Below are 13,459 nucleotides of genomic sequence, written 5' to 3'. Positions count from 1 at the left end.
GGGATGTGTATAAGCGAAGGCGGTGGAGGGGGCGGCAGGATGCGCCGGTGTTTGGGGTCGCCCCCTCCACCAGCTTTGCTGGTCCCCCTCCCCCGCTGCGCGGTGGAGGAGCACCGAGAAGCCGGTGGCTCTTTTTGTGCGATTGACCCGCATCGCCCGCCCATCGGCCTGACCCAATAACGCATCGAATTGCCGCTGCCGAGCGCAGCTTCGGACGCATGATAATCGGAGGATATTCAGCATGACCGCCCGCGCCTATTGCGACTGCCACGTCAATATCTACAACGAAGAGCACATCCTGCCGCTGTACTGGACACTGCATGGCCGGGTGCGGAAGGGCGAGCTCAGCCATCAATCCGATGCGGATTCGCTCTATACGGCGATGGCCGATGTGGAGAAGGCGATCATCTTCACCCTGCGCTACGCCGATGCCATCGGCGTCGAGGGCAATGACGAGCTGACCGCCGCGGCGGTGAAGAAGTATCCCGACAAGTTCGTCGGCTTCGCCTATGTCGACCCGCGCCGTCCCGACTACATGGACATGCTGCACCACGCCATCGAGGACCTTGGCCTCAAGGGCGTGAAGTTCGGGCCGATCTATAACGGCGTGCACCTCAGCGATCCGCGGCTAGAGCCGGTCTATGAGTATCTGCAGAAGCACAACATCCCGCTGACCATGCATATGGGCACCACCTATGCCCGCAATGCCCCGGTGGAGCTGGGCCGCGCCATCCATGTCGAGCCGGTGGCGCTCAAATATCCCGACCTGACCATGATCCTCGCCCATATGGGCCACCCCTGGTACGACGAGGCAATCGTCGTGGCGCGCAAGCAACCCAATGTGTGGCTGGAACAGTCGGCGCTCTTCTACCGGCCCTGGCAGTATTACAACATGCTGGTGCTGGCCGAGGAGTATCGCACCGCCGACAAGATCTTCTTCGGCACCGACTTCCCGTTCGCCGGCGTGGCGGAATCGGCCGACGGGCTGATCAACATCAACAAGCAGGTCGAAGGCACCAACCTGCCGCGGGTGAGCGAGGAGACGATCCAGTCGATCCTCTGGTCCAACCCGTTCAAGACCTGGTGGAAGGGCGACAACCCGCTCGCCTGAGCGGCCGGCTCCCGATTGACCGATGCCGAACCGCCTCAAGGTTCGGTATGGCGCAGCAGCGAGGCAAAGATGAAGATCACCGAGGTCGAACCGATCCTGTTGCGCGGCACTGCCGCCTATGGCGCGGGGGCCAGCGGCGCCGAGGCCACCGATAATGGCGACTGGCAACTGCTGATCCGCGTCGCCACCGACGAAGGCCTCACCGGCTGGTCGGATGCGGAAACGCTGGCCCCGGCGGCGGTCAGCATCATTGCCGGCGAGGGTATGGCGACGGTCGGCTTCCAGACGCTGGGGAGCCTGCTCGTCGGCGAGGACCCGCTCGATGTCGAGCGGCTATGGGACAAGCTCTATGTCGGCAGCGCCTATTACGGCCGGCGCGGCATTGCGATGCACTGCATCTCGGCGCTCGACAACTGCCTGTGGTCGATCCGGGCCCAGGCAGCCGGCATGCCGCTGGCCGAGCTGCTCGGCGGGCGGCGGCGCGACAAGGTGATGGCCTATGCCTCGACGCTGTTCCGCTCGACGCCCGAGGGCATGATCGAAGCCGCCAATGGCTATATCGACAAGGGCTATCGCGCCGTGAAGTTCGGCTGGGGGGTGTTCGGCCAGGACCCGGGCAGAGACCGCGAACTGGTGGCGGCCGCCCGGCAGGCGCTGGGGCCCGATCGCTACCTGATGGTCGATCCCGGCTGGTATCCGACGGTGACGCCGAACCGTATGCAGCCGCGCAGCCGTGCCGATAACGAGAAGCTCTGCCAGTGGCTCGGCGACTATGACGTGCGCTGGGTCGAGGATTTCATCCACCCGGAGAATTTCGACGAGTATGCCGCGGTGCGGGCGGCGAGCCCGGTGCCGGTCGCGGCAGGCGAGCAGGTCTCGACGGTGTGGGAGTTTGCCCGCTTCATCGAGAGCGGCTGTGTCGACGTCATCCAGCCCGACCTGACGCGCTGCGGCGGCCTGACCGTGGCGAAACAGGTGGCACAGCTGGCCAACCGGGTGGGCATCGACCTGGTGCCGCATTCGTGGCTGACCCACCTGCTCACCGGCTACAGCCTGCAGCTGATCGCGACTTTGCCGCGGGCGCATTTCGTCGAGTTCAACGTCAGCCAGAGCCCGCTGACGGCAGGTATCGCGCCGACTTCGCTGACGCTGGACGAGACGGGGTGCATCACCATTCCCGCTGGCGTCGGCATCGGCATCGAGGTCGATACGCAATTCGTCGCGGCCCACCGCGTCGCCTGAGGAGCCGGATATGGATCGCCAGATCGTCAACGCCCGAGACCTCGATCTCGACTCGCCCGGCCGCCGCGATTACCTGGTGGCGCTGCCGCATGACGGCATCTGGGGCGATCACCTGATCCCGCTGACCGTCTTCGTCGGCCCCCGGGCGAAGCCGGGCCGGGGCCTCGTCGCCTTCGGCTCGACCCACGGCAACGAGTATGAAGGTCCGGTGGCGATCAAGCACCTCCTGGGTGAGATCGACATGGCGGATGTGCTGGGGCGCATCATTCTCGTGCCGGTGCTGAACGTCGCAGCCTTCCGCGCCGGAACGCGGGATTCGGTCAATGACGATGGCGTCAACCTTAACCGCGCCTTCGTGGCCGATGCGGGCCGTACGCCGAGCCTCGGCCGGATTACCCACCGCATCGCCGACTTCGTCCGCACCAGCATCTGGCCGCACGTGCATGTGGTGCTGGACCTGCATGCCGGGGGCGAGGTGGCGCAGTTCGCGCTCGGCCCCAGCTTTCACCCGATCGCCGACCGCGAGCAGAGTTTCAGGATCGAACAATCGGCCCGCTGGTTCGGCTCGCCGGTGGTGCTGGTCTACCAGAACGAGACCCCGGGGCTGCTGACCAGCGAGGCGGAACGGCAGGGCAAGGTGACTATCGGCGCCGAGCTCGGCTGGGGCCGCTCGATCCAGCCCGACGGCGTCCGCTATGGCCGGCAGGGGATCCGGGCCGCCGCCATCCACTGGGAGCAGCTGCGCGGCACCATCAAGCCGATCGATCACCATGCCGACGGCACGCAGGTGAAACTCTCGATCGTCAACCGCAACTGCACCGTCATCGCCCCGTTCGATGGCCACTACGAGCCGCTCCGCAAGCCCGGCGACGCGGTTACGGCCGGAGCGACGATCGGCTACCTGCACGATTTCCAGCGGCTCGAACTGCCGGCCTGGCCGGTCAGGGCAGGGGTCTCCGGGCGGCTCGCCGCCCAAGCCTGGGGCGCCCGGGTCAACCAGGGCCAGCACATCGCCATCGTCGGCGAGGTGCAGGACTGGCAGACGGAGTAGCGGTCGGCAGGCACGGGACTCTCGGTAATCCTCCCCGCCACGCGGGGGAGGATCACCGCACCGCCGGTGGCCTATCCCGCGACAGCTTGACATTCCCCTGAAGTTTGTTAATCGATTAACAACTCGATTAACAAATCGACCAAGATCATCTCGGAGGAGGAGACGATGAGAGGGTTTCTGAAGGGGTTTGCCGTTGCCGCCATGATCGGGGCAGGGGGCTCGGCGGCACAGGCCGAGACGTTGACGGTGTACTGGAATGCCGGGCACGCCTGGGATGCCTACCAGGCGGTGATCGACAAGTTCGAAGCCGATAATCCGGGCTGGACGGTGCAGTGGGAGAAGTTCCAGTGGCCGGACATGCGCACCAAGCTGATCGCCGATTTCGCGGTGGGCAACACTCCGGACCTCAGCGCCGAACCCGGCGGCTGGGTGCAGGAGTTTGCCCAGCAGGGCCTGTTGAAGCCGCTCGACGAATATGTGGCCCGCGACGGCGAAGCGATGGGGTATCCGGGCGACTGGCAGGACTTTTCGGTCAACCGCAACATGGTCGATGGCTCCTATTATGGGGTGCAGCTGCACCTCACCTGCGCGACCCTGGTCTATAATGTCGACATGCTGAAAGAGGCCGGGTTCGATGCGCCGCCCAAAACCTGGGAGGAGTTCCGGCAGATCGCCATCGCCACCACCAAGCCGGGCCGCTTCGGCTTCGCTCCCAACCCGGTGCCCGCCTATTACTGGCCGTGGATGTTCCAGGCCGGTGCGACCTATTTCGACCCCGAGGCCAAGCAGGTGGTGTTCGACAGCCCCGAAGCGGCCAAGGGCCTGCAGTTCATCGCCGACCTGATCCACAAGGACAAGGCGGCGCCGCTCCCGGTCACCGGCGCCGACTATGAAGGCCCGCAGAAGCTGTTCACGGCCGGCCGCGCCGCCATGATCATTACCGGGCCATGGGACGTGACGCCGATCCGGACCGGCAACCCCAACCTCAACTGGGCCATCGCCCCCTCGCTCACCGACACGGCGCAGGCGACCCTCGCCGGCGGGGTGAGCATGATGATCCCGGCGGCGGCCAGGCACCCGGACCAGGCCTGGGACCTGCTGCAGCGCTTCGTGGCGCTCGAGACGGAGCTCGCCGCTTCGGTTGCCAACGGCATGACCATGCCGCGCAAGTCGTGGGCGGCCTCGCCCGAGGTGCAGGCCGACCCCACCCTCAACAGCTTCGGCCAGTGCCTGCCCTATGCCCGCGACATCACCGCCGATCTCCGCCTCACCGGCAAGAGTGCGCGGGTCGAGGAGCTGTTGAAGTCGGCTGTCGACGATGTGGTCTACAACAACCGTCCGGCGGCCGAGGTGCTGGCGCAATATGCGGCAGAGGCCAACAAGGCCCTGGCCGAGTAGCCGATCCCTGGACCCGTCCCGGAGGCTTCGGCATCCGGGACGGCTTTTGCGAACGCCTGGGTCAGATCGGACGGAACGATGCTCTCGCTCAATAACTGGAGAACGCGGCAGGCGCTGATTGCCTATGGGCTGCTGCTGCCGGCGATCGCCTATTTCGCCACCTACTTCTTCTATCCGATCGTGGTCGAGCTCTGGGCCAGCTTCTATCGCGGCGCGCCGCTGATCGGGGAAGCCCGGTTCGCCGGGTTCGACAACTACGTCCAGGCGATTACCGACGAACGGGTGCGGCGGGCGCTGTGGATCACGCTGGTCTACGCCGTCGGCACGACCGCCTGCACGTTGGTGGTGGCGCTTGGCCTCGCGGCGATCCTCGCCGGCCCGGTCCGCGCCAACAACATGATCCGCGCCATCATTTTCTTTCCCTACATCATCTCGTTCGTGATCGTCGCCTTGATGTGGAAGAGCCTGCTCGACCCCTATACCGGCATCCTCAATTCGATCCTCTTCATGTTCGGCCTCGAAGGGCAGAACTGGCTCGGCACGCCGCAGACGGCCTTGCCGACGATGATCGCCATCACGGTGTGGAAGGATGTCGGCTACGCCATGCTGATTTACGTCGCGGCGATCCAGGGCGTCCCGCAGACGCTCTATGAAGCGGCGAGCCTCGACGGCGCCACGAGGCGCCAGGCGTTCTTTTCGATCACCCTGCCGCTCCTCGCCCCGACGACGCTGTTCCTCGCGGTGATTTCGATGATCAGCCACCTGCAGGACCTCTCGGCGCCGTACCTCCTCACCAATGGAGGGCCGGCCAATGCGACGCGGCTGTTCAGCCTGCATGTCTACGAGGCGGCCTTTGTCGAACTCAATATCGGCTACGCCTCGGCGCTGAGCTTTCTGATGTTCATCGTGATCCTCGCGATCACCTTCATCCAGTTCCGCTTCCTGGGGCGAAAAGTGAGCTACGCATGAGCGCCGCCCTCTATCATCGGAGCCTCCTCGAAAGCATCGTCATCTACACCGTGCTTGGCGTGGCGGTGCTGCTGGCGATCTTCCCATTCCTCTACATGCTGTCGCTGTCGCTGCAGAGCGACGCGGACCTGTTCTCGGGGGTGCCGGTGATCATCCCGAGCCAGCTGCAGTTCTCGAACTACATCGACATCTGGGAGCGCGCGCCGTTCGCCCGCTTCGTGCTCAACAGCTTCATCATTGCCGGCGGCATTACCGCGCTGCACCTGATCTTCGACCCGCTGATCGGCTACGTGTTCGCCAAGATGCAGTTTCCCGGCAAGGGGGCGATGTTCGCCGCGGTGCTGTCGACGCTGATGCTGCCGTTCTTCATCAGGATGATCCCGCTCTACATCCTCACCGCCGAGATGGGGTGGCTCAACACCTATCAAGGGCTGATCATGCCCTTTGCGATGAGCGCTTACGGCATTTTCCTGATGCGCCAGTTTATCTTGCCGATCCCCGACGAGCTGATCGAGGCGGCCCGCATCGACGGGGCAGGGGAGTTGCGGATCTTTTTCACCGTGATCCTGCCGCAGATCCGCCCGGCGCTGGCGACGCTGGGCCTCTTGACCTTCGTCTTCCAGTTCAACGAGTTCCTGTGGCCGCTGATCGTCGTCTCCACCACCGAGATGCGACCGATCACCACCGGCCTCACCCTGTTCAACCAGGAGTTCTTCACCGCCTGGAATCTGACAGCCACCGGCGGCGTCCTCCTGTTCCTCCCAAGCTTCGTGCTGTTCCTGTTCACCCAGCGCTACTTCATCCGCTCGGTGATGATGAGCGGCATGAAGTGAATATCGAAAGGCCATCGCACGTGACCAGGCGCCCCAACATTATCGTCTTCTTCACCGACCAGCAGCGCTGGGACACCGTCGGCGCGCATGGCAGCACGATGGGCGCCACGCCAAACTTCGACCGGCTGGCAGAGTCCGGCATGCTGGTGCGCAACTCGTTCACCTGCCAGCCAGTATGCGGCCCGGCCCGCTCGATTCTGCAGACGGGCAAGTATCCGACGATGACCGGGTGCTTTCGCAACTCCATCGCCCTGCCGCGCAGCGAGAAGACCCTGGCGCACCATTTCACCGCGGCGGGATACGACACCGCCTATATCGGCAAGTGGCACCTCGCCGATCACGAACCGGTGCCGGAGGAGGAGCGCGGCGGCTATGGCGAGTGGCTGGCCTCGAACATCCTCGAGTTCACCTCCTATGCCTATGACACGGTGATGTACGACAACGACAACCAGCCGGTGCGGCTGCCCGGCTATCGGGTCGACGCGCTCACCGATGCGGCGATCCGCTACCTCGACCGGCCGCACGACAAGCCGTTCTTCCTGTTCGTTTCCTATCTCGAGCCGCATCACCAGAACCAGACCGACGACTATCCGGCGCCGGCGGGCTACGAGGAGCGGATGCGGCAGAAAATGGTGCTGCCCGGCGATCTCGTGGCGCTCGGCGGCACGGCCGAAAAGCAGTTCCCCGGCTATATGGGACAGATCGCCAAGATCGACGAAGCCTATGGCCGGCTGCACGATGCGCTCACCAGCCTGAAACTCGCCGACGACACGGTGGTGATGTTCACCTCCGACCACGGCAACCACTTCAAGACCCGCAACGGCGAGTACAAGCGCTCCTGCCACGAGGCCTCGATCCGGGTGCCGACCCTGTTCACCGGACCAGGCTTTGATGGCCGTGGCGCCCATGACGGCATGGTCAGCCTGATCGACCTGCCGCCGACCCTGCTCGACGCGGCCGGCGTCGAGCCGCCGGCGCATATGCAGGGCGGCTCGATCCTGAGGCGCGAGGCGGGGGACGGCGACGACATGTTCATCCAGGTCAGCGAGGAACATGTCGGCCGGGCGCTGCGCACCCGGCGCTGGAAATATGAAGTGATCGCCCCCGACGGCGATGGCTGGAACGATATCGGTTCGGCGCTCTACCGCGAGGCCTTCCTCTACGATCTCGAAGCCGATCCGCACGAGCTCGACAACCTCGTTGCCGCCCCCGAGCATGCCGGGATCCGGGCCGAGCTACGCGGGCGGCTGATCGCCCGCATGCAACAGGCCGGGGAGACGGTTCCCGAAATCGCGCCCCGGGAGTAAGGAGGTCGGGACAACCTTGCCGGGAGCGCCAGTGCCTGACCGCGACGACCTCATCGACCGACCGAGCGAAACGCTCCGTGCCCCGACCATGGCGGATGTGGCACGGCTGGCCGACGTCTCGACCGCCACCGTCTCCAATTATCTCAGCGGCCGCGCCGAGCTGCTGCGGCGCATGGGGCCGGAGGTGCAGGAGCGGGTGCGCGAGGCGGCCCGCGCCCTGGGCTACGTCAATAACAAGACGGCGCGACACCTGCGCATCCAGCGCACCGAGCGCATCTGTGTGCTGCTGCCGCAACTGGGCATCCCCTATGCCGATCAGATCGCCAATCAGATCGACGCGATCGCCCGGGCGCGCGGCTATTCGGCCATCATCGTCACCGCCCATTCGCTGGAGGAGTGGCAGCGCGTCCTCGCTGAAGTGGAGGGCGGCCTTGCCGATGGCATCATCGGCGATGCGGACGGCTTCAGCGAAGACGAGTTGGGCGAGTTGTTCGGTGATGGCACACGCACCGGCAAGGCCCATCTGGTGCTGCACGCCAATGCGGCGCCCAGGGGCTTCTCGGTGGTGAACTACGACCGCCTCTCCGCCCTGGGGCTGGCCCTCGACCGGCTCAGGGCGCATGGCCGCCGCCGCCTTGCCTATTTCGAGAATGTCTCGCAGCGCCGCAATCCGCGGGCGGCGCTGGTGCGCGACTACGTGGCGCGGCCCGACAGCGGCATGGAGCTCGTCGCCATGCTGCAATGCGCCAGCAGCCGGGCCACGGCGGCCGAGGCCGTGCGGCAGCTGATGGCCGGCGAGATTCGCCCCGATGCGATCGTGGTCGAATCCGACTTCTCGGCGGTGACGGTGATCGAGGAATTGCAGCGGGCCGGCGTCAATGTGCCCGCCGACATCGCCGTGATCGGTTGCGGCAATGCCGAAGAGGGACTGTTCGCCAATCCTCGCCTCACCACCATCGGCCCCACCGCCATTTCCCTCGCCGAACCCACGACGCACCTGATCGATCGCATCGAGCAGAAGGGCGAACTCGGCGTCAGGAGTTTTGTGCTGCCCTGGACCTTGATTGCGCGCGACAGCGGGTGACGGTGGAGAACTCTCTCAGCCCCGATACGGCCCTCCCGGCGGTCCCCAGCCCCACACCGGCATCGGCGGGTTGCCCTGTGGCGCCTTCACCCCCGGCTGCGAGTTGATGACGGCGATGCGCGTTCCCCACTCGAGATAGCCGACAAAGGCCGCCCGGAACTCCGGGTCGCTGGGCAGGCCGACCTCGTCGGCGGTCTCCAGCATCAGCTCGATCCAGCGCTTGCGCTGGGTTTCGGTCAGGGCGCGGCCGAGATGGCGGGCAATCATCCCCGAATGCGAGCCGCCGTGATCGGTATAGGGCGTGCCGCCGCCGAACACCTCGGCAATAAAGCTCGCGACATGCGCGGCATGCCTGGGGTCCATGTTGGCAAAGACCGGCCCGATTACCGGATCGGCCGGGACGCGCTGATAGAATCGCGCCGTCAGGGCGGCGATGCGTTCCTCGCCGCCCGCCCACGCGCTGAGCGTTGGAACAGATGAATCGGTCATGTGCTGCTCTCCTGGTTGCCCGGAGGCTGCCTCGCGGCACGATGCTGCCGCAAGCTGGCCCGTTGGGCAGGCAAGCTCCGTGCGACTTTAGTCCACCTAAAATTGCTGTTGCCGCCATCACATTTTCCCCACACAAATCAGCGACGCGTGCCACAGTTCAGGGCACGGGGGCATAAATGGGCGATCTCAACGAACTCCGCGGCCGGATCCGGGCAGCGCTTCTGGCCGACGAGGCCGAAACCATCGCGCGGCTGACCGCCGACGCGGCATTGAGCGACGCCGACCGCGCCGCCATCGGGCAGCGGGCGCTTAACCTGGTGGAAAAGGTGCGCGCCGCGCAATCGAGCGGCATGCTCGAATCCTTCCTCGCAGAGTATTCGCTGTCGACCGACGAGGGCATCGCGCTGATGTGCCTCGCCGAGGCGCTGCTGCGGGTGCCCGATAACCGCACCATCGACGATTTGATCGAGGACAAGATCGCGCCATCGCGCTGGGCCGAGCATCTCGACCGCGCCAATTCGGCTCTGGTCAACGTCTCGACCCTGGCGCTCACCCTCACCGGTTCGGTGCTGCGCGAGGGCGGGGCAGGGATTGCCGGCACCATCAAGAATTTCGTGCAGCGCATCGGCGAGCCGGTGATCCGCTCTGCCGTGATGCAGGCGATGAAGATCCTGGGGTCGCAGTTCGTGCTCGGCCGCGACATCGAGGAAGCGACCCGAATCGCCCGCCGGGCCGAGAAGGACGGCTTCACCTATTCCTACGACATGCTGGGCGAGGCCGCGCGCACCGAGGCCGACGCCAAGCGCTATCGCGCCGCCTATGCCGAAGCCATCGCGGTGCTCGCCACCCGCTCTACTGCCGGCTCGGTGCGCGACAACCCGGGTGTCTCGGTCAAGCTCTCGGCGCTGCATCCGCGCTACGAGTTCATGAAGCGTGAGCGGGTGATGGATGAGCTGGTGGAGCGCACGCTCGCCCTCGCCATGATGGCGCGCGGCGCCAATATGGGCTTCAACATCGATGCCGAGGAAGCCGACCGGCTCGACCTCAGCCTCGACGTGATAACAGCGGTGCTGGCCGACGAACGGCTTGCCGGCTGGGACGGTTTTGGCATCGTGGTGCAGGCCTATGGCCAGCGCGCCAGCCATGTCATCGACTGGATCGAGGCGCTGGCCGAACAGTTCGACCGCCGCATCATGGTGCGGCTGGTGAAGGGCGCCTATTGGGACAGCGAGATCAAGCGCGCCCAGGTGCTGGGGCTCGATGGCTTCCCGGTGTTCACCCGCAAGCCCGCGACCGATGTCAGCTACATCGCCAACGCCAAGCGGCTGTTGTCGAAGACGCATCGCATCTACCCGCAATTCGCCACCCACAATGCCCATAGCGTCGCCGCAGTGCTGGAGCTGGCGCAGCGGCTCGGGGTCGGCAACGACGCCTTCGAGTTCCAGCGCCTGCACGGCATGGGCGAGCGGCTGCACGAGATCATCCACGACGATCACAAGACCCGCACCCGCATCTATGCGCCTGTGGGACGGCATGCCGATCTTCTCGCCTACCTGGTGCGGCGTCTGCTCGAGAACGGCGCCAATGGCTCGTTCGTCAACATGATCGCCGATCGCGACGTGCCGGCCGCTGCGGTGGTGCAGGACCCGTTCGAGGCGGTGACAACCGCCGTCGCCAAGGTGCGGGCGCCCGCCGACTTGTTCGCGCCGCGCCGCGCCAACTCGAGAGGGCACGACCTGACCGACCCGCTGGCGGTGAACTACCTGCTCACCGATCGCGACCGCTTCCGCCCGAGCGAGAAGCGCTGGCACGCCGTGCCGGCCTCACTGGTCGCCGGCAGCCAGGGCGAGCAGTTTTCCATCATCAGCCCCGCCACCGGCGAGCCGGTGGGTGACGCCATCGGGGCAGGGCCGGAGACGCTGGAGCTGGCCATCGCCACGGCGCGCGACGCAGCGCCCGGCTGGGCGGCGCGCCCGGTGGCCGAGCGCGCCCTGCTGCTCAGGCAGGTTGCCGGTCTCTACGAGGACAATGCCGCCGAGTTCTTCGCGCTCTGCGCCCGCGAGGCGGGGAAGACCCTCAACGATGCGGTGAGCGAAGTGCGCGAAGCCGTGGATTTCCTTCGCTATTACGCCGCCGAGGCGGAAGCGAGCGAGCCGCGCCAGCCGCTCGGGGTGTTCACCTGCATCTCGCCGTGGAATTTCCCGCTCGCCATCTTCACCGGCCAGATCGCCGCGGCTCTGGTTGCCGGCAATACCGTCCTCGCAAAGCCCGCCGAAACGACGCCGCTGATCGCGGCGCTGGCGGTGCGGCTGATGGTGCAGGCCGGCATTCCCGAGGACGTGGTGCAACTGGTGCCAGGCTCCGGCCCGGTGGTCGGCTCGGTGCTGACCTCCGACCCGCGTATCGATGGCGTGTGCTTCACCGGCTCGCTGGCGACCGCCAAGGCGATCGACGTGAAGATGGCCGATAACCTCGCGGCCGGCGCGGCGCTGATCGCCGAGACCGGCGGGCTCAACGCCATGATCGTCGATTCCACCGCCTTGCCCGAGCAGGCGGTGCGCGACATTCTCGCTTCGGCCTTCCAGTCGGCCGGGCAGCGCTGCTCGGCGCTGCGCATCCTCTATGTGCAGGAAGACGCGGCCGAGCGGACGCTCGAAATGCTTTATGGCGCCATGGACGAGCTGAAGCTCGGCGACCCCTGGGACCTCTCGGTCGATATCGGCCCGGTAATCGACAGCAAGGCCAAGGCGAAGATGGACGCCTATATCGCCGAGTTCGCCGCCCGCGACGCCGTGCTGCACCAGCTCAAGGCACCGGAGCAGGGGACGTTCGTGCCGCCGACGGTGCTGAAAGTCTCGGGCATTGCCGAGATGAAGGAAGAGATTTTCGGGCCGGTGCTGCATGTCGCGACCTTCAAGGCCGAAGATATCGGCGCGGTGGTCAACGCCATCAATGCCTCGGGCTATGGCCTGACCTTCGGGCTCCATACCCGCATCGACGGGCGGGTGGAGGAGCTCTCCGACCGCATTCGCGCCGGCAATATCTACGTCAACCGCAACCAGATCGGCGCGGTGGTCGGCTCGCAGCCGTTCGGGGGCGAAAGCCTTTCGGGCACCGGGCCGAAGGCGGGCGGGCCGAATTACCTGAAGCGCTTCTGGCGTCCCGCCGAGGCGTTCGAACCCTCGACCGGGGTCAACCCGCTCTCCGGGCTTTCCATCGGCTTTGCCATCGCGGCGGTCGACCAGGTGAAGATCGGCATCGAGCGGGTGGGGATCGAGCCGGCGCAGGAATTGCTGCCCGGGCCGACCGGCGAATCCAACACGCTCTACACCTGGCCGCGCGGCGTGGTGCTCTGCCTCGGACCCGATACGCAAAGCGCGCTGCAGCAGGCGACGCTGGCGCTCGAGCAGGGCAATGGCGTGCTGGTCGTCGCTCCCGGCGCCAGCCGCATCGCCGAGGCACTCGGCGCCAATGGCGAACCGATCGGCGGGCTGGACAAGAAGCTGTCGCCTGCCGCCATCGAGGCGGGGCTCAACGTCGACGCCATCATGCATTTCGGCACTGACGCGGATCTCCGGCCCTGGCGCCAGGCGCTCAGCCGCCGCGAGGGGATGATCATCCCGCTGGTCACCCGGCCGAGCGACGCCGAACGGCTGATCACCGAGCGGCATGTTTGCATCGATACGACGGCCAGCGGCGGGAATGCGGAGTTGCTGGCGGGGCAGTAGCTGACCGCCGGCAGTGAGTCTCTGCTGGTGCCCTCGCGTCCCCTCGCCCCTGAGGGGAGAGGGCAAGTGCAGCTTGCGAGCGTCAGCGAGCTAGCGAAGCTCGGGTGAGGGGTTCAGCCTCTCGGCATGCTGGCTCCTTCCAGCGGGAGGCATCGCTTCACCCCTCATCCGGCGCTACGCGCCACCTTCTCCCCTGAGGGGAGAAGGGAAGGAGGGGGCCGTCTCTCTCAGTCAGGCCCGACTAAAT

10 protein-coding genes are annotated in these 13,459 nt (G+C 66.2%); 9 read left to right on the top strand and 1 reads right to left on the bottom strand.

The window, feature by feature from the left end; translation table 11 throughout:
• The first annotated feature begins 241 nt into the window (after positions 1-241).
• The 8 genes from VW23_RS06605 to VW23_RS06570 all read left to right on the top strand — a co-directional run bounded on the left by VW23_RS06605 (position 242) and on the right by VW23_RS06570 (position 8,995).
• The gene (locus VW23_RS06605) at positions 242-1,111 is read left to right on the top strand and encodes an amidohydrolase family protein (RefSeq protein ID WP_069908790.1); all 870 of its coding nucleotides are present in this window, start codon (positions 242-244) and stop codon (positions 1,109-1,111) included.
• A 69-nt stretch (positions 1,112-1,180) separates the two neighbouring features.
• Positions 1,181-2,353 (top strand): mandelate racemase/muconate lactonizing enzyme family protein, encoded by a 1,173-nt coding sequence (locus tag VW23_RS06600; protein WP_069908789.1) that lies wholly within the window; start codon positions 1,181-1,183, stop codon positions 2,351-2,353.
• 10 nt (positions 2,354-2,363) lie between these two features.
• Positions 2,364-3,404: a succinylglutamate desuccinylase/aspartoacylase domain-containing protein gene (locus VW23_RS06595; RefSeq protein WP_069908788.1), complete on the top strand. Its 1,041-nt coding sequence runs from the start codon at positions 2,364-2,366 to the stop codon at positions 3,402-3,404.
• Positions 3,405-3,569: 165 nt separating this feature from the next.
• Complete coding sequence (locus tag VW23_RS06590) at positions 3,570-4,802, top strand: ABC transporter substrate-binding protein (RefSeq protein ID WP_069908787.1); 1,233 nt, start codon at positions 3,570-3,572, stop codon at positions 4,800-4,802.
• Between the two features lie 78 nt (positions 4,803-4,880).
• The gene (locus tag VW23_RS06585; RefSeq protein ID WP_069908786.1) at positions 4,881-5,771 is read left to right on the top strand and encodes a carbohydrate ABC transporter permease; all 891 of its coding nucleotides are present in this window, start codon (positions 4,881-4,883) and stop codon (positions 5,769-5,771) included.
• On the top strand, positions 5,768-6,604 hold the full coding sequence (locus VW23_RS06580) for a carbohydrate ABC transporter permease (RefSeq protein WP_069908785.1): 837 nt from the start codon (positions 5,768-5,770) through the stop codon (positions 6,602-6,604). Before VW23_RS06585 ends, VW23_RS06580 begins: the two co-directional genes overlap by 4 nt.
• 20 nt (positions 6,605-6,624) lie before the next feature.
• A complete protein-coding gene (locus VW23_RS06575; RefSeq protein ID WP_069908791.1) occupies positions 6,625-7,911 on the top strand; it encodes a sulfatase family protein in 1,287 nt (428 codons plus the stop codon).
• A gap of 31 nt (positions 7,912-7,942) precedes the next feature.
• Positions 7,943-8,995: a LacI family DNA-binding transcriptional regulator gene (locus VW23_RS06570; RefSeq protein ID WP_069908784.1), complete on the top strand. Its 1,053-nt coding sequence runs from the start codon at positions 7,943-7,945 to the stop codon at positions 8,993-8,995.
• Positions 8,996-9,010: 15 nt separating this feature from the next.
• On the opposite strand, the gene VW23_RS06565 is transcribed toward VW23_RS06570, so the two are convergent.
• Positions 9,011-9,484, bottom strand: coding sequence for a group II truncated hemoglobin (locus VW23_RS06565; protein ID WP_069908783.1), 474 nt, complete (start codon positions 9,482-9,484; stop codon positions 9,011-9,013).
• Between the two features lie 176 nt (positions 9,485-9,660).
• On the opposite strand from VW23_RS06565, the gene putA reads away from it, so the two are divergent.
• Positions 9,661-13,212: a bifunctional proline dehydrogenase/L-glutamate gamma-semialdehyde dehydrogenase PutA gene (gene putA, locus VW23_RS06560; RefSeq protein WP_069908782.1), complete on the top strand. Its 3,552-nt coding sequence runs from the start codon at positions 9,661-9,663 to the stop codon at positions 13,210-13,212.
• The last annotated feature ends 247 nt before the right edge of the window (positions 13,213-13,459 follow it).

This window comes from Devosia insulae DS-56 (assembly GCF_000970465.2).
Classification (GTDB): domain Bacteria; phylum Pseudomonadota; class Alphaproteobacteria; order Rhizobiales; family Devosiaceae; genus Devosia_A; species Devosia_A insulae.
This window is presented reverse-complemented; position numbering and strand designations above follow the sequence as displayed.